21 protein-coding genes are annotated in these 25,748 nt (G+C 47.2%); 4 read left to right on the forward strand and 17 right to left on the reverse strand.

Annotated features, from left to right (window positions below):
- Positions 1–182 precede the first annotated feature (182 nt).
- The 4 genes from AC5YB1_RS14575 to recA all read right to left on the reverse strand — a co-directional run bounded on the left by AC5YB1_RS14575 (position 183) and on the right by recA (position 4,850).
- Positions 183–329: a hypothetical protein gene (locus AC5YB1_RS14575; RefSeq protein ID WP_494519762.1), complete on the reverse strand. Its 147-nt coding sequence runs from the start codon at positions 327–329 to the stop codon at positions 183–185.
- A 173-nt stretch (positions 330–502) separates the two neighbouring features.
- Positions 503–3,127, reverse strand: a complete 2,625-nt coding sequence (alaS, locus tag AC5YB1_RS14580) for an alanine--tRNA ligase (protein ID WP_494519763.1) — start codon at positions 3,125–3,127, stop codon at positions 503–505.
- A 198-nt stretch (positions 3,128–3,325) separates the two neighbouring features.
- Positions 3,326–3,775: a recombination regulator RecX gene (recX, locus tag AC5YB1_RS14585; protein WP_494519764.1), complete on the reverse strand. Its 450-nt coding sequence runs from the start codon at positions 3,773–3,775 to the stop codon at positions 3,326–3,328.
- A 13-nt stretch (positions 3,776–3,788) separates the two neighbouring features.
- Positions 3,789–4,850 (reverse strand): recombinase RecA, encoded by a 1,062-nt coding sequence (gene recA, locus AC5YB1_RS14590; protein WP_494519765.1) that lies wholly within the window; start codon positions 4,848–4,850, stop codon positions 3,789–3,791.
- 333 nt (positions 4,851–5,183) lie between these two features.
- On the opposite strand from recA, the gene mutS reads away from it, so the two are divergent.
- Positions 5,184–7,751: a DNA mismatch repair protein MutS gene (mutS, locus tag AC5YB1_RS14595; protein WP_494519766.1), complete on the forward strand. Its 2,568-nt coding sequence runs from the start codon at positions 5,184–5,186 to the stop codon at positions 7,749–7,751.
- Positions 7,752–7,942: 191 nt separating this feature from the next.
- Here mutS and rpoS read toward each other — a convergent pair whose 3' ends face one another.
- From rpoS to rlmD, 13 genes are all read right to left on the reverse strand, one after another.
- Complete coding sequence (rpoS, locus tag AC5YB1_RS14600; protein WP_494519767.1) at positions 7,943–8,917, reverse strand: RNA polymerase sigma factor RpoS; 975 nt, start codon at positions 8,915–8,917, stop codon at positions 7,943–7,945.
- A 77-nt stretch (positions 8,918–8,994) separates the two neighbouring features.
- Positions 8,995–9,864: a peptidoglycan DD-metalloendopeptidase family protein gene (locus tag AC5YB1_RS14605; protein WP_494521651.1), complete on the reverse strand. Its 870-nt coding sequence runs from the start codon at positions 9,862–9,864 to the stop codon at positions 8,995–8,997.
- 123 nt (positions 9,865–9,987) lie between these two features.
- Positions 9,988–10,623 carry a protein-L-isoaspartate(D-aspartate) O-methyltransferase gene (locus AC5YB1_RS14610; RefSeq protein ID WP_494519768.1) on the reverse strand — a complete coding sequence of 212 codons (636 nt, stop codon included), beginning with the start codon at positions 10,621–10,623 and terminating at the stop codon, positions 9,988–9,990.
- Complete coding sequence (gene surE, locus AC5YB1_RS14615) at positions 10,620–11,369, reverse strand: 5'/3'-nucleotidase SurE (protein WP_494519769.1); 750 nt, start codon at positions 11,367–11,369, stop codon at positions 10,620–10,622. The genes AC5YB1_RS14610 and surE overlap by 4 nt, the downstream gene beginning before the upstream one ends.
- On the reverse strand, positions 11,362–12,432 hold the full coding sequence (gene truD, locus AC5YB1_RS14620) for a tRNA pseudouridine(13) synthase TruD (protein WP_494519770.1): 1,071 nt from the start codon (positions 12,430–12,432) through the stop codon (positions 11,362–11,364). The genes surE and truD overlap by 8 nt, the downstream gene beginning before the upstream one ends.
- Positions 12,433–12,444: 12 nt before the next feature.
- Complete coding sequence (gene ispF, locus AC5YB1_RS14625) at positions 12,445–12,927, reverse strand: 2-C-methyl-D-erythritol 2,4-cyclodiphosphate synthase (RefSeq protein WP_494521652.1); 483 nt, start codon at positions 12,925–12,927, stop codon at positions 12,445–12,447.
- Between the two features lie 51 nt (positions 12,928–12,978).
- A complete protein-coding gene (gene ispD, locus AC5YB1_RS14630; RefSeq protein WP_494519771.1) occupies positions 12,979–13,710 on the reverse strand; it encodes a 2-C-methyl-D-erythritol 4-phosphate cytidylyltransferase in 732 nt (243 codons plus the stop codon).
- 66 nt (positions 13,711–13,776) lie between these two features.
- Positions 13,777–14,076, reverse strand: a complete 300-nt coding sequence (gene ftsB / locus AC5YB1_RS14635; protein ID WP_494519772.1) for a cell division protein FtsB — start codon at positions 14,074–14,076, stop codon at positions 13,777–13,779.
- Between the two features lie 100 nt (positions 14,077–14,176).
- Positions 14,177–15,472, reverse strand: coding sequence for a phosphopyruvate hydratase (gene eno, locus AC5YB1_RS14640; protein WP_494519773.1), 1,296 nt, complete (start codon positions 15,470–15,472; stop codon positions 14,177–14,179).
- 131 nt (positions 15,473–15,603) lie between these two features.
- Complete coding sequence (pyrG, locus tag AC5YB1_RS14645; RefSeq protein ID WP_475516174.1) at positions 15,604–17,241, reverse strand: CTP synthase; 1,638 nt, start codon at positions 17,239–17,241, stop codon at positions 15,604–15,606.
- A gap of 109 nt (positions 17,242–17,350) precedes the next feature.
- Positions 17,351–18,154, reverse strand: a complete 804-nt coding sequence (gene mazG / locus AC5YB1_RS14650) for a nucleoside triphosphate pyrophosphohydrolase (RefSeq protein ID WP_494519774.1) — start codon at positions 18,152–18,154, stop codon at positions 17,351–17,353.
- Between the two features lie 67 nt (positions 18,155–18,221).
- A complete protein-coding gene (relA, locus tag AC5YB1_RS14655; protein ID WP_494519775.1) occupies positions 18,222–20,426 on the reverse strand; it encodes a GTP diphosphokinase in 2,205 nt (734 codons plus the stop codon).
- A 168-nt stretch (positions 20,427–20,594) separates the two neighbouring features.
- The gene (rlmD, locus tag AC5YB1_RS14660) at positions 20,595–21,926 is read right to left on the reverse strand and encodes a 23S rRNA (uracil(1939)-C(5))-methyltransferase RlmD (protein WP_494519776.1); all 1,332 of its coding nucleotides are present in this window, start codon (positions 21,924–21,926) and stop codon (positions 20,595–20,597) included.
- 116 nt (positions 21,927–22,042) lie between these two features.
- On the opposite strand from rlmD, the gene barA reads away from it, so the two are divergent.
- The 3 genes from barA to AC5YB1_RS14675 are packed head-to-tail and all read left to right on the forward strand — an operon-like array spanning position 22,043 to position 25,682.
- Positions 22,043–24,826: a two-component sensor histidine kinase BarA gene (barA, locus tag AC5YB1_RS14665; protein WP_494519777.1), complete on the forward strand. Its 2,784-nt coding sequence runs from the start codon at positions 22,043–22,045 to the stop codon at positions 24,824–24,826.
- Positions 24,819–25,418, forward strand: a complete 600-nt coding sequence (locus AC5YB1_RS14670; protein ID WP_494519778.1) for a YjaG family protein — start codon at positions 24,819–24,821, stop codon at positions 25,416–25,418. Before barA ends, AC5YB1_RS14670 begins: the two co-directional genes overlap by 8 nt.
- 6 nt (positions 25,419–25,424) lie before the next feature.
- Positions 25,425–25,682: a DUF3319 domain-containing protein gene (locus AC5YB1_RS14675; RefSeq protein ID WP_494519779.1), complete on the forward strand. Its 258-nt coding sequence runs from the start codon at positions 25,425–25,427 to the stop codon at positions 25,680–25,682.
- Positions 25,683–25,748: the final 66 nt, after the last annotated feature.

A 25,748-nucleotide genomic window follows, 5' to 3' on the forward strand; every position in this document is an offset into this window, starting at 1 on the left:
AATTAATAGTGTTCTGTTAAAAAACCCCTGCTAATAGCACCTTTATCGGTTTAAATTTTCCTGTCTAGGGTATTTGTCCGCTTTTCCTAGCGCAAAATTGTTTTGTTTACTACCGTTTTGTAGCAAAGCATCCAATAGCAAGCACAATAGCATTCAAGGGGCATAACCAATATCTGCTGCAGTTATCCCTCTTTAACCTGTACAGCCATCACGCTGAGCTTAACCGCGCCATAGCGGGCCAATGGCTGGGCATAATTAGAGGTGACTATGTAGAGGTGGCCATTAATACCAAACTCGCCACGCTCCCACAGTCCGCAATATCCGGTCAAGTGTTCAATTTTTCAACCCTACACATAATCACCAATGACAAAACTAACTAAGTACACCTCATTAGCCACTCATTGGAGGTAAGCCACCTTTATATCGATATAGGCGCCGAAGAGATAAAAAAAGCGCTCAATGAGCGCTTTTTTATTCAATAGGGGTTATTCAATAATGAAACTTACCCTAGACGTTCAGTTAACCAAGGCAGTACAGACGCCAAGGCGCTGTCGAGCTTAGCAGGTTCGCTGCCACCGGCTTGAGCCATATCAGGGCGACCACCGCCCTTACCGCCAACCTGAGGAGCTATCATACCGACCAGTTCGCCAGCCTTCACTTTGGCGGTTAAGTCTTTAGTCACGCCCACGATCAGATTAACTTTCTCGTCACCAGCAATACCAAGCACCACGATGCCTGATTGTAATTTCTGCTTAAGTTCATCTTGCAAGCCACGTAGTGCGCCAGCATCAACACCTTCAAGCTTTTTAACCAATACCTTGATACCGCCAAGGTCGATGGCTTCTCCAGCGAGATCGGCACTGGTTGCTGCCGCTAACTTGTCTTTAAGTTGTGACAACTCTTTTTCAAGCTGCTTGGTTTTATCAAGTTGCGCCTTAAGCTTGGCCACCACGGAAGCACTGTCGCTTTTAAGCAAGCTGGCAGCCAGTTCAAGCTGAGACTGTTGCTCACGCACATATGCCATTGCAGCTGCACCCGTTACCGCCTCAATACGGCGAATACCAGCTGCAATACCACCTTCAGAGGTGATCTTAAACAGGCCAATATCGCCCGTACGTCCAACGTGAGTACCACCACAAAGTTCGATAGAAAAATCGCCCATGGTTACAACACGTACCTGAGAGTCATATTTTTCACCAAACAAGGCCATCGCACCTTGTGCTTTAGCTTGTTCAATATCCATCACCTCAGCCTTAAGCTCGTGGTTACGACGGATTTGGGTATTCACTAAATCTTCTACCGCTTGCAGTTCTGCCGGCTTTACCGCTTCGAAATGAGAAAAGTCAAAACGCAGGCGCTCAGGATCAACCAACGATCCCTTTTGGCTCACATGACTGCCTAGCACTTGGCGCAGCGCAGCATGTAACAGATGCGTGACAGAGTGGTTTAGCTCGGTGCGATGTCTTAATTTTTTATCGACCTCAGCCAACAACACTTGGCCAACACGGATAGTACCGGTTTGCAGTTTACCGACATGCCCAACCGCTTGGCCATACTTTTGCGTGTCGCTCACAACAAACTCAGCGCCATCGCCACTCAGTAAGCCTTTGTCACCGCATTGTCCACCAGATTCCCCATAAAACGGAGTACTTTCCAGCACAATCACCGCATCCTCACCTACTGACAGTTCAGTCACGGCTTGACCATCACGATACAGGGCAACCACTTTGGCTTCGCCATTAAGATCACTATAACCACAGAAGTGGGTATGTTGATCAATTTTAAGCCCTTCGTTGTAATTGGCATCGAACTGCCCTGCCGCTTGGGCGCGGCGACGCTGCTCAGCCATCGCGGCCTCGAAACCGGCTTCATCTACGGTAATATCACGTTCGCGGCACACATCAGCCGTCAAATCGACAGGGAAGCCATAAGTATCATAGAGTTTAAATGCCGTTTCGCCGTCAAGTACCTTGCCGTCGAGCCCATTAAGGGCATTATCTAAAATGCCTAAACCACGCTCAAGGGTACGCGCAAACTGCTCTTCTTCCGCTTGAAGCGACTTTTCTACAATGGCTTGTGTCTCTTTAAGGCCTTTCGCTGCATCGCCCATCACATCAATCAGCGTCGGTACTAGCTTGTAGAAAAATGATTCGGTAGCACCTAGCTTATTGCCGTGGCGCACGGCACGGCGAATAATGCGGCGCAATACATAACCACGACCTTCGTTCGATGGCATCACACCATCGGCAATCAGGAAGGCACAAGAGCGAATATGATCGGCGATAACCTTTAGCGAGTTATTGTTAAGGTCGCTAACATTCAGAATCTCAGCGGCCTTTTTAATCAGGGTTTGGAAAATATCGATTTCATAGTTGGAATGTACGCCTTGCATAATGGCGGCAATACGCTCAATGCCCATACCAGTATCAACCGAAGGCTTAGGCAGTGGCTCCATGGCACCGTCAGCTTGACGGTTGTACTGCATAAATACGATGTTCCAAATTTCAATGAAGCGGTCACCGTCTTCTTCTGGCGTGCCAGGACGGCCACCCCAGATATGCTCGCCATGATCATAGAAAATTTCAGAACAAGGACCACAAGGACCGGTATCGCCCATTTGCCAGAAGTTATCTGAAGCGTAAGCAGCGCCTTTGTTATCACCGATACGAATAATGTTTTCAGCCGCAACACCAATCTTTTTGTTCCAAATCTCGAAGGCTTCATCATCGGTTTCATAAATCGTGACGCACAGACGTTCTTTGGGCAGCTTTAACTCTTCCGTTAGAAAGGTCCAAGCGAAGGTGATTGCTTCTTGCTTAAAATAATCGCCGAAGCTGAAGTTACCAAGCATTTCAAAAAAGGTATGGTGACGCGCGGTATAACCTACGTTATCCAAATCGTTGTGCTTGCCACCAGCGCGTACACAGCGTTGCGAGGTTGTCGCCCTAGTGTAATCGCGCTTATCTTCACCAAGAAAGACATCTTTAAACTGGTTCATACCTGCGTTGGTGAACAACAAGGTCGGATCATTGCCAGGTACCAGTGAACTGCTGTCCACTACCTGGTGACTATTTCTGCGGAAGAACTCCAAGAAAGCACTTCTCAGCGCTGCAGTGGTTTGATACATGAAATCATCCTGAATTAGGTTACATTCGCGGTGACAATTGAAACTTCACCGACACTCATAGTTAGCCCAACATTATAAGCAGTCTATTGTTGAACAACCAGAGGTTTAACCTAGGAAGTGAGATAAACGAACAAAAAGGCAAGTACAGAAGGGAAATAACCAGCAGACATGATTATTGAAGCAAGCAAACATGAATCATCATATATCGGAGTCAACCTCTAGCGCGTAGGCGATTTGATCGAAGCTATAACCTTGGCCCATTAAATAACGTACACGTTTAGCACGATCTTTTTGATCGCTAATAGGCCCATTATTAGCAAATTTTTTATTGGCTTTTGATTTTGCTAGCTCAAACCAGTCACAATCACTATTGTTTAATGCCCTTTCAATCGCCTCTTTCGATAATCCTTTTTGCGCCATCGATTGACGGATGCGGTTTTGACCATGGCCCTTGCTAATATGAGAACGCAGTAATAAGGCGGCAAAGCGAGCGTCATCTAAAAAACCATTATCGACACAACGGTCGAGTACAGGCTCAATTTCGCTTAACTCAAAGCCTTTTTGAAGCAGTTTAGTTTTGATTTGATGGCGTGAATAGTCGCGGCGGGCAAGGAGCCCAACCGCGATATGCATAGCAGAAGCTGTCATAACAAGTTAGTACTTAAAACACTTCACCTGTTTCTAAGTCGATATTCTCGTCGCTAACGGCAGGTTCAGCAGCCACTTTTTGGCCACCAAGCAGCATGGCACGCAGTGCGGTATCGATCTCTTTGGCAATTTCTGGGTTTTCTGTTAGGTATTTACCGGCGTTTGCGCGGCCTTGGCCAATCTTGTCACCTTTATAGCTGTACCAAGCACCGGCTTTCTCAATCAGTTTATGCGCTACACCTAGGTCGACTAACTCACCTGTACGGTTGATGCCTTCGCCATAAAGGATTTGGAATTCAGCTTGCTTAAACGGCGCAGCAATTTTGTTTTTAACCACTTTAACGCGAGTTTCGTTACCTATAACTTCATCACGATCTTTAATCGCGCCAGTGCGGCGAATATCAAGACGAACCGAGGCATAAAACTTCAGTGCGTTACCACCTGTTGTGGTTTCTGGGTTACCAAACATCACACCAATTTTCATACGAATTTGGTTAATGAAGATAAGTAGCGTGTTAGATTGCTTAAGGTTACCGGCAAGCTTACGCATTGCTTGGCTCATCATACGCGCCGCTAAGCCCATGTGTGAGTCACCGATCTCACCTTCAATTTCAGCCTTAGGGGTTAACGCAGCCACCGAGTCGACAATGATCACATCAACCGCGCCGCTGCGAGTCAAGGCGTCACAAATCTCTAACGCTTGCTCACCCGTATCTGGTTGAGAGCATAATAGGTTATCAATATCAACACCTAGCTTTTGCGCATAAATCGGGTCAAGCGCATGCTCGGCATCGATAAAGGCACACACTTTGCCATCACGCTGCGCTGCCGCAATCACCTCAAGGGTCAAGGTGGTTTTACCTGATGACTCAGGGCCATAAATTTCAACGATACGGCCTAGGGGTAAACCACCTGCACCGAGTGCAACATCTAATGATAGAGAGCCTGTAGAGATAGTCTCAACATCCATAGAGCGGTTTTCACCTAACTTCATGATGGATCCTTTACCAAATTGTTTCTCAATTTGACCTAGAACCGCGTTAAGGGCTTTCTCTTTATTTGCATCTATCTTCATGGTGCTTTCCTCTCTATCACAGGCGTTGCGCTGTGGTAAATCCGTTAGGATAAAGCATAGCGCTTACAACGAGCTGTGCTTTATGTGTCTCAATATGCTGACTAGTATACTGTACAATCATACAGTATCAAGTACTGTTGATGATTATTTTTTACTAACTTTAAAACAGCCACTTAGCCTAGGGTTGAGCTCAGTTGAGTTTAAATAATACAATTTTGGCTGGATAAATACGCCCGTTAAAGTGAAATTATTGCTAATATTGGCGCCAATCATACGCTAGCAACCTAAGGGTTGTTATGCTGAGCTTTTTTTGCAGGATACCTTGGTTACTTCATGAACGCAGTTGATATTCAAAACCTCGAGAAACACACCCCAATGATGCGTCAATATCTGACGCTAAAAGCCGAAGCACCTGATATGTTACTGTTTTATCGTATGGGTGACTTCTATGAGTTGTTCTATGATGATGCCAAGTTAGCCTCTGAGCTGCTGGGGATCTCATTAACCGCTCGCGGCAAGAGTGGCGGCGACCCTATCCCTATGGCGGGTATTCCTTATCATGCGGTCGAAGGCTACCTCGCAAAATTGGTGCAATTACGTGTGTCAGTGGCCATTTGTGAACAAGTGGGCGATCCGGCTACGTCCAAAGGCCCAGTTGAACGCAAAGTGGTACGTATCGTCACGCCTGGCACCTTAACCGATGAAGCCTTATTACAAGAGCGGCAAGATAATTTATTGGCAGCGGTATATCATGGCAAAGTCGGCTTCGGTTATGCCACGCTAGATGTCTCCTCAGGACGTTTTGTTGTCACTGAACTTCCCAGCAGAGAAGCGTTAGAAGCTGAATTACAGCGCACTAATCCTGCCGAACTGTTACACAGTGAAGATTTTAGTGAGATGGGCCTTATTGCCAGCTTTAATGGTAAACGTCGGCGCCCAGAGTGGGAATTTGACTACGACACTAGCTATCAATTATTACTGGCACAATTTGGCACCAAAGATCTTTATGGCTTTGGGTTAGGTGACGTTAGGCTCTCGCTTCAGGCCGCGGGTTGTCTGATGCAGTATGTTAAAGACACTCAACGTACCGCCTTACCCCATATCAACTCGATTGTTCGCTTTAATCAGTGCGACAGTATTATTCTCGATGCGGCGACACGCCGTAATCTCGAACTGACTAAAAACCTGCAAGGTGGCTTTGATAACACCTTAGCCGCCATCCTCGACAATACAGCAACCCCCATGGGAAGCCGTATGTTGCAGCGCTGGATCCATGAGCCACTGCGCAATCATCACACCATCCGCGCCCGCCATGATTCGGTCGAAGAACTGCTCAGCTCTGGCGACTTTGAAACCCTGCACGATCAATTAAAAACCTTGGGAGACGTTGAGCGTATCACCGCCCGTTTAGCCCTGCGCAGTGCTCGTCCTCGCGATTTTGCTCGCTTACGTCAATCGTTATCTTTGTTGCCTGCAATCAAACAACTATTAGCTAATTGCCACAGTCAACATTTGAGCAACCTTGCGATAATGCTGGGAGAATTTCCCGAAGAGCACGCATTACTGAGCCGTGCCATTGTCGATAATCCCCCCATGCTGATCCGTGACGGTGGTGTATTAAAACCTGGCTACCATCAAGAGCTCGATGAGTGGCGTGCACTTAGCCAAGGTGCCACCGATTATTTAGCAGATCTGGAAGCCAGAGAGAAACAAGCAACCGGGGCATCGACCCTCAAGGTGGGCTATAACCGCGTACATGGTTATTACATTGAGATTAGCCGCAGAGAATCTGACTTAGTGCCGCTAAGCTATCAACGCCGCCAAACATTAAAAAATACCGAGCGCTACATTATCGCCGAACTCAAAGAGCATGAGGAGAAAGTGCTCTCGAGCCAAGGCAAGGCGTTGGCACTTGAAAAACAACTCTGGGACGAGTTGTTCGATTTGCTCATGCCTAAACTGCATGAGCTACAACTATTTGCTAGGGCTGCTGCCGAGTTAGATGTGATCAGCAATTTTGCTGAGCGCGCCGATCTGTTCAATTACCATCGCCCCGAACTGACCGCACATAACGGTATTGATATTGATGCTGGGCGCCATCCGGTTGTCGAACAGGTTAGCCAAACGCCCTTTATTGCCAATCCGGTTAACTTAAGCCCACAGCGGCGCATGTTAATCGTAACAGGTCCCAATATGGGCGGTAAGTCTACCTACATGCGTCAAGTCGCGTTGATCACCCTAATGGCTCATATCGGGAGTTTTGTGCCTGCACAGCGCGCTGCCATTGGGCCGGTAGATCGTATTTTCACCCGCATTGGCGCCGCCGACGATCTGGCTTCGGGTCGCTCTACCTTTATGGTCGAGATGACAGAAACCGCCAATATTTTGCATAATGCAACGCCAGAAAGTTTAGTCTTAATGGATGAAATTGGCCGCGGCACCTCGACTTATGATGGTCTATCTTTGGCATGGTCTGCCGCTGAACACCTGGCCAATAACCTCAAAGCAATGACGCTATTTGCGACCCATTACTTTGAATTAACTCAGTTGCCAGAATTACTGGAAAATGTGGTTAATGTCCACCTTGATGCCATTGAACATGGAGACACCATTGCCTTTATGCATGCTGTGCAAGAAGGGGCGGCGAGTAAGAGTTATGGGCTACAGGTCGCGGCATTAGCGGGGGTACCAAGTAAAGTGGTTCAAGCGGCTAAACACAAATTACATCATTTAGAGAGCCGCGATAGAGATAATGGATTGCCAAGTGATACACAACAGGTCATGAGCTTTAGTGCGCCAGAAGAATCGGCAGCACTTAAACACTTAGACAGTATCGACCCCGATCAACTCTCACCTAAACAAGCATTGGATTTGCTATATCAACTGAAGCAATTACGTTAACGGCCATGTGAAAATTAAGGCTCAGTAAGGCTATTGAGCCTGACACTCAATGCTAAAAGCAAAAAAGCGTACCATTTTTGGTGCGCTTTTTTATATTCTACAATATCCATAATAACGGCAATCAGGCTTAGCTATTTTACTTTTTCACCAAACTTATGTGCTGATACTAAATACTCGATAGTATTGCGACCTTATGGGCGAAAAATAGCTTCTACCGACAATCCCTGTGCACCAAGTAAGTCTTTAAGGCGCTTCAATGCTTCTACTTGGATCTGGCGAACTCGCTCTCGAGTCAAGCCTATCTCTTTACCCACATTTTCTAGGGTTGAAGGTTCATATCCTAATAAACCAAAACGGCGCGCTAATACTTCACGCTGCTTACTGTTCAGCTCATCTAACCAGCGAACCACAGATTTAGACATATCCTCATCTTGTACTTTATAGTCAGGCCCGACACTGTCGTCATCGGCCAATACATCGAGCAGCGCTTTATCACTGTCACCGCCTAACGGGGTATCTACCGAGGTAATGCGCTCATTTAACTTCAACATACGACTCACATCGGCACTGGGAAGATCTAGCTTCTCAGCAATCTCTTCGGCGGTTGGCTCATGGTCCAACTTATGCGCCAGTTCTCGGGCGGTGCGTAAATAAACATTAAGTTCTTTGACCACATGTATGGGTAAACGAATCGTGCGAGTTTGATTCATAATGGCACGTTCTATCGTTTGCCTTATCCACCATGTGGCATAAGTTGAGAAGCGAAAACCACGTTCTGGGTCAAACTTCTCAACCGCGCGGATCAAGCCTAAATTACCCTCTTCGATAAGGTCGAGTAACGCTAAACCACGGTTGTTGTAACGACGAGCGATTTTTACGACGAGTCTGAGATTACTCTCAATCATACGGTTACGAGATTTAGCACAGCCCTTAAGGGACTTACGTGAAAAATAAACCTCTTCCTCCGCACTCAACAGGGGGGAAAATCCAATCTCACTTAGATACAGCTGTGTGGCATCTAAATTCTTTTGCAAATCATCTTGTACTTGCTGTTCCAGTTCGGCTTCTTTTACGCTCTCTTTGCTATTTAACAGTGAAACATCAGACTCATTCTTAGACAAGTCAACTAAGGTCTCCGCTATTGCGGTAGTTGTTTTACGACCCATAATAGTTCTCCCAAATTTTACTCACTGAATTACTGCACGTTTTTATCCTCCAATTGCCAAAATGGCGCCTAAAAAAATTATGTTTTAGGCAAAAATTTAAGTGGGTCGACTGATTTACCATGGTATCGGATTTCAAAATGTAACATGACCCGATTGGTACCCGTTTTCCCCATACTCGCAACCGCTTGTCCTACTGTTACGAATTGCTTTTCCTTGACTAAGATTTTATCTGCATGAGCATAAGCACTTAAATAATCATCACTATGCTTAATAATCACTAGATTACCGTAACCTCGAAGCGCATTTCCTGCATAAACGACACGTCCATCTGCCGCTGCTTGAATGCGTTCACCTCGCGTTCCAGCTATCTTAATCCCTTTATTTCCTTGCTCTTTGGCAGAGAATTTTCCAATCAACTTTCCTTTTACAGGCCAATGCCAACGATGTACTTTCTGTGGCAAGGTCGACTTTGGCTTGTGGATAACATTGTTAACAGGTTGTTGACCACTTGATACAGGGTACGCAGAATTTGAGGTCTGATCAAGTGATTTTTTTGCAACAGTTGCTTTCGTAGTATTATTCGAAGCACGACTTTCAACATGTTGTTTATTAAGTGTTTTACTTGGAAGAGTTGCAACTTTAGGCGTATTTCCATTCCGATTTTGAGCCTTAACTCTAGTTGCAACGGGCTTGGTCATTTTGAGATTTAACACCTGACCAGGAAAGATGGTATAGGGCTTTTTAAGCCCATTGTGCCTAGCGATATCAACAAAATCTTTATTAGCGGCCCACGAGATTGAGTACAAGGTGTCACCCTTTTTGACTCGGTAACGCTCAGAGGTCAGACCACCTTTTTGATACTGTTTTTTAACAGGGGAATTAATACTCACCACAGGTGCAGGTCTATCCGCTTGAAAGCTACAAGCCGTGAGCAGCAGCAATAGCATAAGCAATAACAGGTATCGTATCGCTCCAGCGCTCACAGAAAGTCTGCCGCCACACATGCAGGTGCAGCCGACTGTACCAGACACGATATGCCTAAGGCTAAGCATATGATATCTGTACTGACATTAGGCCAGTTCACCATTAACCAGCGGCACAAATTTGACCATTTCGATCGTCTCAGACCGATAGTCATCGCCATAACGGGTCACGCGTAGCAGCTGTTGTGTTTCTTGACCAACAGGAATAATCAACACGCCTTGTGGACTTAGCTGGGCCAACAAGTCTTGCGGGATACTGGCCGCTGCCGCTGTGACCATAATGGCATCGAATGGACCTTTATTCGCCCAACCTTTCCAACCATCACCGTACTTAAACGACACATTGTGTAAATCGAGACGTTTTAAGCGTTGCCGCGCCTGAATTTGCAGACTTTTAATCCGCTCAACGGTACATAATTCATCTACCAATTGAGCCAGTATCGCCGCCTGATAACCAGAGCCCGTACCGATTTCTAACACCTTTTTGGGCTTGGATTCAAGCAACAGCTCGGTCATCTTGGCAACAATATAGGGTTGTGAAATAGTTTGACCTTGCCCAATAGGCAAGGCTGTATTTTCATACGCTTTATGGCCCAAAGCTGCATCAAGAAACAGCTCTCTAGGGGTTTTTGCCACAACAGACAACACGGCTTGATTACCGATGCCTGCGCCTCGTAAAGCGTTTGCCAAATTCAATGCCGATGCGGTGGCTACACCATTCATAGTTGCTCAATCCATTGTTTCAGTTTTGGAATTTGTTCATAGGCGGTCAGATCCACAGTCAAAGGTGTGACAGATACGTAACCTTTAGCGACGGCATCAAAGTCGGTACCTTCACTGGCATCTTGCTCTTGACCTGGAGGGCCTAGCCAGAATATCTCTCGTCCGGCAGGATCTAAGGTTCTCACCATTCCCTCAGCTCTGTGTCTGGCGCCAAGACGGGTCACTTTAATCCCCTTGATGTGTTCAAGCGGTAAGTCAGGCACATTCACATTTAAAATTTGATCTTGGGCGATCGGCGCCTTAATCAAGCCAGCCACGATTTTACACGCCACCGCTGCAGCCGTGTCATAGTGATTGAGCTCGCGCCCCACCAAAGAGATGGCAATAGCTGGTAATCCCAAAAAACGCCCTTCCATCGCAGCGGCTACGGTGCCTGAATAGAGAGTGTCGTCGCCCATGTTTGCACCAGCGTTGATCCCTGAGACCACAATATCAGGCTCTTGTTCGTACAACTCGCGAATCGCCAGATGTACACAATCGGTGGGCGTACCGCTAACTGAGATATACCCATTATCTAACTTATTAATTCGCAATGGATTAGTCAAGGTTAGGGAGTTACTCGCACCGGAACAATTACGATCAGGGCCAACGGTCATCACATCATATTGTGCAGATAACGCCTGAGATAAGGCGGCGATGCCTGGCGCGGTAACACCATCATCATTACTCACCAATATCTTAATCATCTTGAGCTACACCTTCTGCACGAGCAACTCGTCTGGCATTAAACTCTCGCTCATTAACGTCTTGGTAATCGACCAACTCTCTGAGCAGTGATGTGGCAAAGCAGCCTGCGGGCAAAATAAACTTAATGACTAGTGCATCTTCGTCGGTTTCATAACTCAAATGTTGTGGCTCAAGCAGCAAGGTGCGGCGCTCTTGATTAAGTCCCGCTTGTTCGAGTCCATTACAATCTTCAGCAAACTGCTCTGAAATGGAGGTTTCAAATGCTAATGCTTCAGCTTGTGACAACGGTTGACCACGACCCCATAATGGTGCCGATAATTGAATGTCTTTTTGGGCTAAACGTGCAAGCAACGCCTCGTCCCATGGGTTGGCTACAAAATAACTTTTACTGCCCGCCAACATCACACAGTCGCCCTCAAGCACTTGGGTACCGTACTTAGCCAAACGGGCAGAAACCACTTCGTTATAGAGATTAGATCGCACAGCCGATAAATACATGCTGCGTTTGTTTCGATCTTTCACATTACGCCCAGCCAACATCTGTCGGCCAAAAATGAGATTCTTACCGTCATGACCAAACCGTTGTTCGCCAAAATAGTTAGGGACGCCAGTTTGCTTAACTAATTCAATCCGTTTAATGACATCAGCCATATCCGATACTGCACGTAACGTTAAGGTGAAACGATTCCCCACCAGCGCACCAGTGCGTAGCTTTTTACTGTGACGACTGCTACTTAATATGGTCAATTGCTCACTATTGAGTTGATCCCACTTTGGCGTTTCTTTACCCGGAATACGGACCCCAAACCATTGCTCGGTGATCGCATGTTTATCTTTTTGTCCGGCAAAGGTGACTTCTTTCGGATGGACCTTCGCAAAACTAGATAACATTTTGGCCACATCGGCGGTATTTAACCCCTCTTTACGCACATGCAGCATGTGATGTTCGCCTTCTCCGGTAGGCAGAAAGGGTAAAATCTCCTCAACAATGAAATCACGATTGTGGGTGCGAAGATCGGCGCTCGCTTGCGGTTGGCCATGTAAATAATGCAATGAACTCATAAAATTCTCTTGTTAACTATTGCTTGTCATCAGCACTACGGCTTCCACCGCGATACCTTCTTTTCGACCAGTAAATCCCAGTTTTTCTGTGGTAGTGGCTTTGACATTTATCGCGTCAATATCACAGGTTAAATCGGCGGCTAAACAGGCGCGGATCGCTTCAATATGCGGCAGCATCTTAGGGGCCTGTGCGATCACTGTGACATCAAGATTACCAAGGCGATAGCCTTTATCGATGGCGAGTTGGTAACAGTGGCGCAGTAATACTCGGCTGTCGGCACCTTTGAACTCGGCATCGGTATCAGGAAAGTGCTTACCAATATCGCCTAATGCCATCGCGCCCAAAATGGCATCGCTAATCGCGTGTAACACCACATCGCCATCGGAATGCGCCACTAAGCCCGTATCGTAGGGAACTTCAACGCCACCTAAAATCAGCGGCAGTTCACCGCCAAATTTATGGACATCGAAACCATGACCAATGCGAATATTCATCATACTTACCTGTCATCCCCGCGTTGCAGCTCATCTCACTGCTGTTAACGCTTATTGTTTGTGATTGAAAGCCGTCAATGAATCACGACTATTGAGAAACAGTGCCGCTAAGCGTAAATCATCAGGGTGAGTCACCTTGATATTGTCAGCGCGGCCAACCACTAATTGCGGCGCCGCACCTGCCCACTCCATCGCTGATGCCTCATCAGTGATATTCACCCCTTGCGCTAGCGCGTTACTGAGGTTGGCCTTAAGCGAGGTGGCAGGAAACAGTTGCGGGGTGAGCGCATGCCACAAGTTGTTGCGGCAGATAGTGCTATCAATATTGCCATCTTTATTGCTGCGTTTCATGGTGTCACGCACTGGCATGGCCAAAATAGCCCCTTGAGGCGCACTATCTGCTTGCAGCTCGACAGCGCTGATTAACTTATCAATATCACTTGGGTGTAAACAAGGCCGCGCCGCATCATGCACTAACGCCCAGCTGTGTTGCCCTACATGCGATAAGCCCGACAGTACCGAATCTGCTCGCTCCTTGCCCCCTTGTACCACTTTTAGTTTTGGGTGATGCGCCTGAGGCAAGGATTCAAAAAAAGCATCATCTGGGCTCAGCGCCACGATCACTTGGGCGATCCTAGGATGTTGCAACAGTACATCTAAGGTATGAGCAATAATCGGTTGATGTTCTAACATCAAGTATTGCTTAGGGATATCGGCACCCATGCGGCTGCCAATGCCAGCAGCGGGAACAATTGCAACTAGGTGTTCAATAATTGGTGTCATTAATCAAAGCTCATGTCACAGGTATGCGATTTCACCTAGCCCTTAAAGGTACTTTGTAAAATACGGTTAGCGATGAATATCTGCATTACGTTGGGGCTCGGCCACAACACGGAAGAAAGTTTCGCCTTTTTTAACCATGCCAAGTTCGTTTCGCGCACGCTCTTCGAGCGCTTCGGTTCCACGGCGAAGATCGTTAATCTCCTCTTTGAGAACTTGGTTACGCTCGATCAATTTGGCATTACTTTGTCGCTGCAGCGCGATCTGCTCTTGCAGCTGAAATGATTCTGGCAGGCTATTTTGTCCAAACCAGAGTCGATACTGAAGTAGACCAAATAAAACGGTCATGGCAATGAGAAGACGCTTCATCCTTAATGGCTATATCACTGTTAGAAATTCTGCACTGATATTACAACAAAAAAGGCCACCAAGTGGTGACCTTTTAATAATTTATTGGTTAAAGTGGCGTTTATGCTTGCCCTTTAATCTCTAGGCGACCTTTATAAGGTGCTTTTTCACCCAGCTGCTCTTCGATGCGTAGCAATTGGTTGTACTTAGCAACACGGTCACTACGACACAGTGAACCCGTCTTGATTTGGCCCGCTGCAGTCGCCACAGCCAGATCGGCAATGGTTGCATCTTCCGTTTCACCACTACGATGAGAGATAACAACAGTGTAGCCAGCCGCTTTCGCCATGCGGATAGCCGCAAGGGTCTCAGTTAGCGAGCCAATCTGGTTAAACTTAATCAAGATTGAGTTAGCGATATTGTTGTCGATGCCGCGTTGTAAAATCTTGGTATTAGTCACAAACAGATCGTCACCCACAAGTTGGATCTTGTCGCCAAGGATTTGTGTTTGGTACGCCCAACCATCCCAATCTGACTCATCAAGGCCATCTTCGATAGACACAATCGGATATTGCTCGGTCAATGATTTTAAGAAATCAGAGAAACCGTTTGAGTCAAACTTTTTACCTTCACCCGCCAGATCATATTGACCATCTTTGTAAAACTCAGAGGCCGCGCAGTCAAGTGCTAGGGTAACGTCTTCACCTAAGGTATAACCGGCTTTTTCAACTGCAACCTTAATAACCGCTAACGCTTCGGCGTTAGATGCTAGGTTAGGTGCAAACCCACCTTCATCACCAACGGCGGTGCTTAGCCCTTTATCTTGCAGCACTTTCTTCAAATTATGGAAGATCTCCGCGCCCATGCGCAGTGCTTCACGGAAGCTTTTAGCACCAACAGGTTGAACCATAAATTCTTGGATATCAACGTTGTTATCGGCGTGCTCGCCACCATTAAGAATGTTCATCATAGGCACAGGCATAGAGTACTGGCCTGGAGTACCGTTTAGCTCGGCAATATGCGCGTAAAGTGGGATGCCTTTAAAAGCAGCGGCAGCTTTAGCCGCAGCAAGAGAAACTGCCAGAATAGCGTTGGCGCCAAGCTTGTCTTTGTTTTCTGTACCATCAAGATCGATCATCACCTGATCAAGCTCGGCTTGAGCTGCAGCATCTTTACCCAGCAATGCATCGCGAATTGGACCATTGATGTTCGCGACTGCCGTTAACACACCTTTACCCATGTAACGACTCTTGTCGCCATCACGTAGCTCTAGTGCTTCACGGCTACCGGTAGAGGCTCCAGACGGCGCAGCCGCCATACCAACAAACCCGCCATCTAAATGCACTTCAGCTTCAACCGTTGGGTTGCCGCGTGAATCCATGATCTCACGACCAATGACATTGATAATTTTAGCCATAATTTCCTCGACTTAAGTTTAAGATTAAAATGAAAAGTTAATACAAAACTAAAAAATACTTGTCGTTAAATTTACATCATCTGGAACAAAAAAGCCGCTTCCGATAACCGGAAGCGGCTGTTCACTATAGCTTAGCCTAAATCGCGTTTTTGGTAGGCGATGGCTGCACCAATGAAGCCTTCAAACAATGGCTGACCATCGCGAGGCGTTGATGTAAATTCAGGGTGGAACTGACCCGCCACAAACCAAGGGTGATTTGGCAGTTCAATCATCTCAACCAACTGACGATCAGATGATAGTCCACTGAATACTAAACCGGCTTTTTCTAAACGCTCTCTGTAAGTGTTGTTCACTTCATAGCGATGACGATGACGCTCTACACAGGTCAAGCCTTTGTAAGCTTCGGCCGCTTTCGTGCCTTCAATTAAGTGACATAGCTGAGCGCCAAGGCGCATGGTGCCGCCTAAATCAGACTCTTCATGGCGTTGCTCAACGTTGCCTTCTTCGTCAATCCACTCAGTAATAAGTCCAACTACTGGGTGAGGAGTCTCTTTGTTAAACTCGGTAGAATGTGCGCCTTCAAGTCCCGCAACATGGCGAGCAAATTCGATTAATGCCACTTGCATACCTAGACAGATACCGAAATAAGGCAGGTTGTTTTCACGGGCATATTGCGCCGCTAAAATCTTACCTTCAACACCACGCTCACCAAAACCACCTGGAACCAAAATACCATCAAGGCCTTCGAGAACTTCAACACCTTTAGCTTCTACCGTTTGAGAGTCAATATACTTGATGTTGACCGACACACGCTTGAATAAGCCTGCATGCTTAAGTGCTTCGTTAACAGATTTATAGGCATCGGGCAGTTCGATATATTTACCTACCATACCAATGGTGACTTCACCGGTTGGATTGGCTTCTTGATAAATCACCTTTTCCCACTCGCTTAAGTCCGCTTCTTTGCAGTCGATACCAAAGCGCTTGGTGACCAAGTCGTCAAGGCCTTGTGCCTTCAATAACGCTGGGATTTTATAGATGCTATCCACATCTTTCAGTGAGATAACCGCGCGCTCTTCTACATTACAAAATAGCGAGATTTTAGCTTTTTCGTTAGCAGGTATCGCACGGTCGCCACGGCACACCAATACATCTGGTGCGATACCGATAGAACGTAATTCTTTTACCGAATGCTGCGTCGGTTTGGTTTTCACTTCACCCGCCGCGCCTAAGAAAGGCACTAAGGTCAAATGCATAAATAGGGTTCGATCGCGTCCTAGCTCAACACCTAACTGGCGAATAGACTCAAGGAAAGGTAATGATTCGATATCACCTACCGTGCCGCCAATCTCAACGATTGCCACATCATGACCTTCACCACCTTCAAGCACCTTCTCTTTAATCGCATTAGTAATATGCGGAATAACCTGAATGGTTGCACCAAGGTAGTCACCACGGCGCTCTTTACGCAATACTTCTTCGTAAATTCGGCCAGTGGTAAAGTTGTTACGACGGTTCATTTTAGTGCGGATGAAACGCTCGTAGTGACCTAAGTCGAGGTCAGTTTCAGCGCCATCTTCAGTCACGAAAACCTCACCGTGCTGAGTCGGGCTCATGGTACCGGGATCCAAGTTGATATAAGGATCCAGCTTCATAATGGTTACATTAAGGCCCCGAGCCTCTAAAATTGCTGCCAATGATGCTGCTGCAATGCCTTTACCTAGTGATGAAACCACGCCACCAGTAACGAAGATATACCTTGTAGTCATGCTGAACCTGAGAAAATGAGTTGGAAATATGTGCTTGTATGAAAGCACTAGGACGGGGCAATATTATACCAAAGCCCAGCTGATTCGACAAACAACAAAGCGATATATTTTACTCTTTTGCCGTTTCGGCCCGCTTTACTTGATCCCAATAAGCGTCTAATTCTGCTAAGGAGTGCGCCTTCATCGGCTTTTCGGCGGCGTTAGCTAATGCTTCAACCCCCCGAAAGCGCCGCTCAAATTTGCCATTGGCAAGGCGCAGTGCTTGCTCGGGCTCCACACCTAAATGGCGAGACAAATTAACCACCGCAAATAGCAGATCGCCCATCTCTTCACTAATCCTTTGCGGTTGCTGCTCTGGTGCGTTAACTTCCTCGAGCACCTCTGCTATCTCTTCGTGAATTTTCGCCACCACAGGGGCCAATTCATCCCAGTCGAACCCCACACTGGCCACCCGTTTTTGCACTTTTGCCGCGCGGCTTAATGCAGGTAGATTTAATGGAATATCATCCAGCACCGAATGCAATGACCGCCCAGCACGCTCGCTGGCCTTTATGCTTTCCCAGCTTTGTTTGACTGCCTCGGTAGATGTTAAGGACAACTCACCAAACACATGAGGATGGCGCTCGGTTAATTTGCGGCAGATTTTGTCTACCACCACACCAAAGTCAAATAACCCCTGCTCTTTTGCTAACTGACAATAAAAGATCACTTGAAACAGCAGGTCGCCAAGCTCCCCTGGCAATTCATCGAACGCTGTCCGTTCAATGGTATCGGCCACTTCATAGGCCTCCTCGAGAGTAAATGGCACTATGGTGTGATAGGTTTGTGCTTTATCCCATGGGCAACCGGTTTGTGGGTCGCGCAATTGACTCATGATCTCGAGTAAACGGTTAATATCGTTATTGACCTTCATCGAACAACCTCATCATAAAAGGCGACTCTCGCCGCCTTTATCTCTTGTCTGTTTGTGGGCGACACGATTAGGTGCGCCGCGCTTCCATCACCCCATCGACTTGCGATAGCTTAGCCATCACCCGAGAGAGTCCCTCTAAATTATATAACTCGAGCTCGAGCTCAATGATGACAGTTTGATTTTTAACATCCAAAGATGAGCTCATCGCCAGTACCGTCGATTTTTCGGCGGCCAGCACTGAGGTCAGATCTCGCAGCAAGCCATTTCTATCGTTAGCAAACACTTTTAAACGCAGCTTATAGCCACCGGAGTAATTTTTACCCCACACCACATCCACGCTGCGCTCGGGATGTACCCGCATCAGCTCTTTCACTTGCTCGCAATCGGCGCGGTGTACCGAGATCCCGCGGCCTTTAGTAATAAAGCCAAAAATGTCATCACCGGGTACAGGCTGACAGCATTTAGCGATATGGCTCATCAAGTTACCGACGCCATTTACCTCGACCTGACCTCTACTTTTATGGGCTGTACGGGAATGATTTTTCTTGAGTAAGTCCTCAACGGCTTCCTCTTCTGACAGCTCATTGATGCGCATCCGGCTCTGCACATGGTTGACCACCTGATTAAGACGCACATCGCCGCCACCAATGCCCGCCAGCAGATCGTCCATGCTGACCATGTTAAAACGCTCGACCGCCGTTTTGGCATCTTTAAGAGTGAGGTTGCTGCGCGCTAGCTCCGCTTCGAGCATCTCCCGCCCAGCGACAATGTTTTTATCTCTATCTTGCTGCTTAAACCAATGCTGAATTTTCGACCGCGCTCGCGAGGTGCGAATATAACCTAAATTAGGGTTAAGCCAGTCACGCTTAGGGTTGGGGGTTTTCGAGGTGATGATCTCAATACGCTCACCGGTTTCAACTTGATAAGTAAACGGCACGATACGGCCATCGACCTTGGCTCCAATACACTTATGGCCGACGTGGGAATGAATATAATAGGCAAAATCCAGTACGGTAGAGCCCATGGGTAAGTCAATCACTTCGCCATTAGGGGTAAACACATACACTCTGTCTTCGAAGACTTGACTGCGCACTTCATCGACCAAGTTGCCACTTTCGGCCACATCTTCTTGCCATTGCAAAATCTTGCGCAGCCAGTTGATTTTCTCTTCGTAACCGCTTTGCTTACCTGTGGTGCCCTCTTTGTATTTCCAATGTGCGGCCACCCCAAGCTCAGCATCTTCGTGCATCTGCTCGGTACGGATTTGGATCTCGACCGTCTTTCCCTCGGGGCCAACCACTATGGTATGGATTGACTGATATCCATTCGATTTAGGGTTGGCGACATAATCGTCAAACTCTTTAGGAATATGATGCCAAAGGGTATGCACCACCCCTAGGGCGCCGTAGCAGTCTTGCAGGCGTTCGGTAACGATACGTACCGCGCGCACGTCAAATAACTCATCGAATGTCAGATCTTTACCGCGCATCTTCTTCCAGATGCTGTAAATATGTTTAGGCCTGCCATACACCTTGGCGCGAATTTGGTCTTCATCGAGGCGCTGCTGTAACTGTTTGACAAAATTATCGATGTAGCTCTCACGATCGAGCCGCTTACCATCGAGCTGTTTAGCAATTTCTTTATAGGTTTCGGGGTGCAGGTAACGAAATGAGATATCTTCGAGCTCCCACTTTAATTGGCCAATCCCTAAGCGGTTAGCCAGCGGTGCATAGATATCGGCAATCTCTCGCGCCAATAAGACCCGCGTCTCCTCGTCAGCACTTTTCACTTCTCGCAGTAGGCAGATCCGCTCAGCCAACTTGATCACCACCGCGCGCACATCTTCCACCATAGCCAGTAACATTCGGCGGATGTTATCGATTTGCGGCTCGGCATTGCGGCTCTGCTCGTTCACCTTGAGTGCACCAATGGCATTCATGGTCACGACACTTTTTACCAGTACCGCTAATTTCTCACCAAACAGCTCAGGCAACTGCTCGGCGCTTATCAGGCCGGCGTCATACACCACAAAAATCACTGCGGCTTGCAGGGTTTCGATATCCATATTGAGCGGGGCTAGGATCTCAATCATCTCGCGGCCGCGCTGATTAAGTAAATGGCTTTGAGCCCCTTCTTTAACGACCAGTCCTTCAATTTTTTTCATCAACTCGAGCAGAATAGCGGCTTCTTGCTCGTTATCGATGTAGCGATTAACCCACTCAGTTAATTGAAAATCTTTGTCATTAAAATGTGCTTCTCTAATAGATACCATCTAATGATTGTCCTTAATTGCTGATATTGGCGGCGCGCGCTCACCACAAGAACTCCTGCGGTGAAATATCATTCTATTACCTAAAAACCAAAGCCACTATCTTGAGGATTCCGCCCACATTGTCAATCGACTCAGGTCGTTATTTACACTAAAGATCTATTTAACCCATTAATCTCGCTCAAAAAGTGCCATTGCTTCGATATGATGCGTTTGCGGGAACATATCGATTAACCCCAATTTTTGCAGTCGATAACCTTGTTTCAGCAGTTGTTGACTGTCTCTAGCCAAGCTAACTGGATTACAAGAGACATACAGCACAGACTTAGGTTTCATCTGCTTTAGCCATTGCAAACTCTCGAACGCGCCAGCGCGGGCTGGATCGAGCAGCAGTTTATCAATCTGCCCCAGCCAAGGTTGCTCAGACAGATCGGCGCTCAAATCGGCGTGGTAAAACTCAACGCCACTAACGCCGCTGGCAACCGCATTGTCTTTGGCCGTTGCCACCATCGCAGGCACACCTTCAACCCCCACCACCTGCGCGCCCGCTTTGGCCAGCGCAATGGTGAAGTTACCCACCCCACAAAAAAGATCCAGCACACGCTCGCCAGGCTTAACAGCAAGCCACTCAATGGCCTGTTTCACCATATTACGATTCACATCGGCATTAATCTGAATAAAGTTACCCGGTGAAAAACCTAATTGGCTGCCGTCATCCAAACAGTAAAAAGGCAGGCTGGTATCACCGTCGAGGCTGTCGATGTGACCATGTTCATCGAGCAGCACCATACGCACGCTGTGCTCGGCGCCAAAAGCACGCAGGCGAGCGATATCAGCATCGCTTAGCGCTTGAGTAATGCGTAGCACCACCATATTGGTCGACTCCACCGCCACTAACTCGACATGGCCTAAACTGCGCTTGGCCGCGAGCGTATTTAAACACAAGGTTAATGGGGCGATAAGTTGCGATAATGCTGGGGCCAACACCGGGCACTCGTCGATGCTAACCACCTGTTCACTCGCCAAAGCGCGAAAACCTAAGTTCAGTGTTTTGCTGTCGCGTTGATACTGAGTGGCAAGTCTTGCCTTGCGCCGATAACCCCACGCCTCCCCCACCAGCGGCTCAGCCAACTGCAGCGCCTGTGCTTGGCCCATTTTGTCGAGCAAATTAACTAAGGCTTGCTGCTTATACTCGCGCTGCATTGGCACTGCTAGATGTTGCAGATCGCAGCCACCACACTGGCCATAGAATGCACAGCCACTGGCCACTCGATGGCTTGATGCCACATCGATGCGTAGCAGCTTAGCTTTAGCAAAACGTTTCTTTTGCTCAATTAATTGTGCAGTGACCGTTTCTTCTGGCAAGGCGCCGGGCACAAACACCACTTTGCCTTGCTGCTCAGAGACACCCGCGCCGAGATGATCAAGCTGAGTGATGTGAAATTGCTGCTTTGCCGATATTTGCTTAGCTTTATTGGGTTTAGCTTTGAAAAATTGCGCCATTTCGGCCTCTAAAACGATAAAAATAAGAGTAAACACTGCCCAAACTTAGGCAGTTTAATGTAACCTATACGCTACAACAGTATAAATTAGCCAACACCATGAATAGTGCCGACAATATGACTAAATACAGCTTAAGAGCCTGGGTTCTTGTGCTGGCGTTAGCCCCCACTATTTTGGTTGGTATTTTACTTGGCAGTTATTTTACCATAAATCGTTTCTATGAGCTGGAACAAAGCTTAATTGAACGCGGCACCAGCATTATCGAACCGCTGGCCATCGCCGCCGAAATAGGGCTAGAAACTAAAAACTTTGAAACCACCAAACGCCTCATCACCTCGGTACAGCTCAATAAGTCTAACTTAGTGCAATTTATCGCTATTTTCGACACCGAAAACCGGGTGATAGTGACTTCGCATCACTACAAAAGTCATGAGTTTATGCGTTACAACCAACCCATAGACGCATTAAATGGCATCGAAATTGAGCAGTTTGGCGATAGCCTTATTTTACGTAGTCCTATTCTTTCCAGCCAACGCGAGCTGATTGTCAGCTCGTTTGACAATAACGCTACTGCCGATCAATTAAACTCGGCCAAACTAGGTTACATCGCGGTATTGATCAACAAAGAAAACGCCCTGCTGGAGCAGCACCGCGCTGCGGTGGCGGCCTTTATCATGGTGTTAATTGGGGTTCAGCTAAACCTATTATTTACCTTTAGGTTGGTTAAAAACGTGACTCAGCCCATTACCGATATGGTGCGTGTGGTCGCCAAAATACGCGAAGGTAAGCTCGATACGCGTGTCGATGGCAATCTCATTGGTGAACTCGATCTACTCAAACGCGGCATTAATGCCATGGCCAGTTCGTTGTCGGATTACCATGAGGAGATGCAGCAAAACATCGACCAAGCCACCTCAGATCTGCGCGAAACCTTAGAGCAAATTGAAATTCAAAACGTCGAACTCGACTTAGCCAAAAAACGCGCTTTAGAGGCAAGCCGAATTAAATCAGAATTCTTAGCCAATATGTCACATGAGCTGCGCACCCCGCTCAATGGCGTTATCGGCTTTGCTAAGCAACTGCTAAAAACGCCGCTGCACACCAGCCAGCAAGACTATATAAAAACCATTGAAAAAAGCGCCAGTAACCTGCTTAGCATCATTAACGATATTCTCGACTTTTCTAAATTAGAAGCCGGCAAAATGGTATTAGAAAACATGCCGTTTGCCTTGCGTGAAGTGGTCGACGATACCGTCTCTATGTTAGCCAACAGCGCCAAAGAGAAGGAGTTAGAGCTGGTGGTCGATATCGAGCCTGCCATCAACGATAACGTCTCGGGTGATGCCTTAAGGGTCGGGCAAGTGCTCACCAACCTAGTGGGGAATGCCATTAAGTTTACCGATGAAGGCAGCATACACCTGAAGATGCGCCTTACTGGCACTGAGCCCGATAAGATCATTATTCGTTGCGAAGTCACCGACACAGGCATTGGTATCGATAAGCATCATCAAAGCCAACTATTTCAAGCCTTTGGTCAGGCAGACTCATCCATATCACGCCGCTTTGGCGGCACGGGCTTAGGACTCATCATCACCAAACGGGTGATTAATCAGATGGGTGGCCAAATCGGCTGTAACTCCACCCCTGACAAAGGCTCAACATTTTGGTTTACCTTGCCACTCAAACTGAGCCAATATCCGATTAGTCAGCCTTTAGATACCCATAAGCTCAAAGATAAATCAATTTTACTATTTGAGCCCAGAAAACTGTCGCGCCAGGTGCATGAACATCTACTGCAGCACTGGCAAATGCAGGTAACTGCTATCACCACCTTGCAACAACTTGATGCGTTGATGAGTAACACAAGCCAGCGTTTCGATTACGCCATTATCAGCTGTAATGAGCTGGCCAAAAGCCCCTTACTGCTCGATACCTTGACTCGAATTAGGCACATTAGCGATTACTCACTCTATGTGTGTAACAGTAACAATACCACCACGAGTTTCGATGTGATCCAGTCGGCTGTCGACAAAATTGTGCACGCCCCAATCGGCGAACGTGAATTGGCAAACACCCTCATCCACCCTTACCGCGCACCGCTAGCATCACAACCTAAGCCGTTACGTATTGTGCCGGTGTTAAACCGAGAGCCACTTAGCGTACTGGCGGTCGATGATAATCCGGCCAACCTTAAATTAATCGACACCTTACTGCGTGAAATCGTCACCCACGTGGCAGTCGCCGACAACGGCAAGGCCGCTGTCGAACTCGCCAAATCACGCCACTTCGATTTAATCTTTATGGATATTCAGATGCCCGGAATCGATGGTTTTAGCGCCACTAAACAGATCCGTGAGCATTCGTTAAATCGCAACACCCCTATTATTGCCGTCACCGCCCATGCCATCGCCGAAGAGCGTGAACGCATTAACCAAAGTGGCATGAACGGCTACCTGCCCAAGCCCATCGACGAGGCAGCACTCAAAGAGGTCATTAACAGTTGGAAGGTGCGCCCCAAGTTTACCCACTTTGAACAGCAGACACTCAATTGGGAACTGTGTTTAACTCAGGCGAATCAAAAAGCCGACTTGGCACTAGAGATGTTACAGATGTTGTTAGACTCGCTGCCAGAAACCCGTAATCAACTTACCTTGGCGCTTGATACCCTCGATGCCAAAGCGATGCTAGCCCATGTGCATAAACTCCATGGCGCCAGCTGCTACTGCGGCGTACCCACTACCCAACGCTTATGTAAAGAAATTGAATCATCACTTAAAAATGGCGCTAGCGTCGAAGAGGTAGAACCTGAAATACTAGAGTTACTTGATGAGCTTTCTAAGGTAGAATCTGCCACTAACCAAGTAATATCCCAGTTATCTATGGATGTGATCGATGAGTAATAAACCAGGGTTCTTCAAACGATTAAAAGCATTAGAGCTTGAGCAAAAAAAATTGTTTGCTATCGCGCTGTGCCAGCGCATGTATCCCAACTACCAGCTATTTAGTGAAGTGTGTGAATTTGGCGATCCACAGGTATTAGACACAGTGCTAAACCTGTTATGGCAGTCAATGTATGATAAAAAGCTGAAACTCAACATCGACATCTATCTTGAGCGACTCGATCTCAATACCCCAGAGCCAAGTGACTTTGACGCCTACGGTGTCTATCCCGCTATGGACGCCGCAGTGGCATTAACCTCACTATTGAGCGCACTGCAAAGTAAGGTGGAAGACGATATCATCAACATCAGCAAACTCTCTTCGAGCACGGTCGCCAATTATATTGAAGCCACTATCGAAGATGAGATGGATGAAGCCACTTTAGATGACTTTATTTTCAACCACCCCGTAATGGTTGAAGAAAAAGAGCTGCAGGCATCATTACTCGATCTCATCGAGCAAAACCCTAAAATCAGCGCCGACTTTGTCAAAGGCCTCCGTAAAGAAATTATCGAAGCAGGCGTATCTAACATCGGCATTTCAGTCGCTTAACTGCAGATGAAGAAGCTCATCTACCAAGGTTATCTATTAACCAACCGCGATGGCTTAACCGACTCTTGGATACTCACCATAGGGGAGCAACGCCGCAGTGGCTCCTTATTTGAATTACGGCGTCAGATACACTTCTATCAAGAACTGGGCGTGCTGCCAGCGGTCAACGCCCACGCGGCAAAGACAGAAGCAAGCCCACTATCTCGCTCAACTAAAAGCCCTTCTCAGTCACCTGATATCCGCCGCTCCAATAAACGCAATTAGCCCAGTTAGTTAAGTTAATATTGCCCATTAACGGCACCATATGCAGTCAAGTGGCTTTACGTTAAT

The sequence above is a fragment of the Shewanella sp. 433 genome, from assembly GCF_059338565.1.